The sequence below is a fragment of the Streptomyces sp. NPDC059009 genome, from assembly GCF_042740175.1.
Taxonomy (GTDB): Bacteria; Actinomycetota; Actinomycetes; order Streptomycetales; family Streptomycetaceae; genus Streptomyces.
Genome location: NZ_JBHYJB010000103.1, coordinates 1 through 1417, shown reverse-complemented (window position 1 = coordinate 1417; position 1417 = coordinate 1). Strand labels below are relative to the sequence as shown.

At 62.9% G+C, this 1417-nt stretch carries 3 protein-coding genes; all 3 read left to right on the top strand.

The genetic code is table 11. The features are described 5' to 3' along the window. Positions 1-172 precede the first annotated feature (172 nt). Positions 173-565 carry a DUF3846 domain-containing protein gene (locus tag ACFWYM_RS44955; protein ID WP_384851365.1) on the top strand — a complete coding sequence of 131 codons (393 nt, stop codon included), beginning with the start codon at positions 173-175 and terminating at the stop codon, positions 563-565. Positions 566-641: 76 nt separating this feature from the next. Next, a complete protein-coding gene (locus ACFWYM_RS44950) occupies positions 642-911 on the top strand; it encodes a hypothetical protein (protein WP_384851364.1) in 270 nt (89 codons plus the stop codon). A 58-nt stretch (positions 912-969) separates the two neighbouring features. Then, on the top strand, positions 970-1260 hold the full coding sequence (locus ACFWYM_RS44945) for a hypothetical protein (protein ID WP_384851363.1): 291 nt from the start codon (positions 970-972) through the stop codon (positions 1258-1260). The last annotated feature ends 157 nt before the right edge of the window (positions 1261-1417 follow it).

Here is a 1417-nt window from a genome sequence, read left to right as displayed (position 1 = left end):
TTACATACCGTCAGAGCCTCCCTGGCCTACCGGCCTACCACCCCCGAAAAAACACCCCCCTTCTTCGCGTGTCCCACCCCACTACGTGACCAAACTCCGATACTGTTTTCTCAGTCGGAGGCAGTGGCAGCCACCGACCACCGAAAACCCACCCCAACCCAAAGGGAGAACCATGTCCCAGCACCTGACCCGTTTCGCTCTGCTCGTCCACCCCGACGGTGACTTCGCTGTCATCGACTGGCCCGCCGACACCAACGTCGTCCCCTTCGCCGCGAAGTACGTCGATGCCAGGACCGTCGAGCCGGTCGACCTCCCGGACCTCACCATGTGGGTCGACGGGGAAGGCATCATGACCCGCCAGCCCCTCAACGAGCCCGCCACCCGCCTCTGCGCAAGCCTCCAGCCGATCTACCAGGGCTACCACGGCCGCGCGCTCTTCACCGGCGGAGTCGACCACCAGGGCATCACCCAGGCCCTCACCGAGGAGCGCCTCCTCGCCCTCATCGAGCAGTACCTCCTCTGCCTCGACGCCCAGATTCCCAAGCAGCGCGCTGCCCGCGACTGACCCAGCCTCAACTCTCACCCCGGCCACCGGGCTTGATCCGGTGACCGGGCCCTCTCAATAAACAGGAGATGGGGCCATGCAATTCACTCTCATCTGCGACTGGATCGGGCTCGCCCAACACCTCATCGACGACCGATTCGTAATCATCGTCGACGCAGCGAACTACGAGGAAGCGGAGCAGAAGGGCGCAGAGGCCGCCCTCCTCCGCTATCCCGATATCGCGGAATACGAGACCTCCAGCACTTTCTGGGAGGGAGACCGGGGCGCCACCGTGCTCACCGCACTCGAAGGCGACCAATCCCTCTCCATCCTCGACGCCCACCTCTATGACGTATTCCACGCCTAGGAAGAGTCATCGGTCCGCCCCAATGGCCGGCCACGTCCCACCAGGAGGAGCAGCACACATGGACGCCACCGAATACCCCTACGCCATCTCCGACATCGCCCACAGGGTCGCCGAGCTCCTCGGCCCCCGATGGGGCTCCGAGGCCGGAAGCTGGGGCGTAACCGGGAAGATCCACACCCCTCACGGAGACACCCTCGTAATCGGCATCGACTACGAGGACGACCTTTACGTGAACGGGCCCACCTCCCTCGAACCCGTCTACCTCGAATCCGAGACCGCACCCCAAACCCCCGAAGAGCTCACCACCCTGGCAAAGGTCGTCGCCAGCATCGTCCGAGAAATCGCATAAAGCCCCGGAAGCCCCGGGGGAAATTTCCCTAATCCGCAAAGCGGATTAGGGAAATTAGAACTTCTGTCACAACAGAAAGAGCGGAGCGCGGAATTCCCGAATTCCGCTTTAGCGGAATTCCGCCAATGGCTTTCTGCGCGAAGCGCAGAAATAAAGC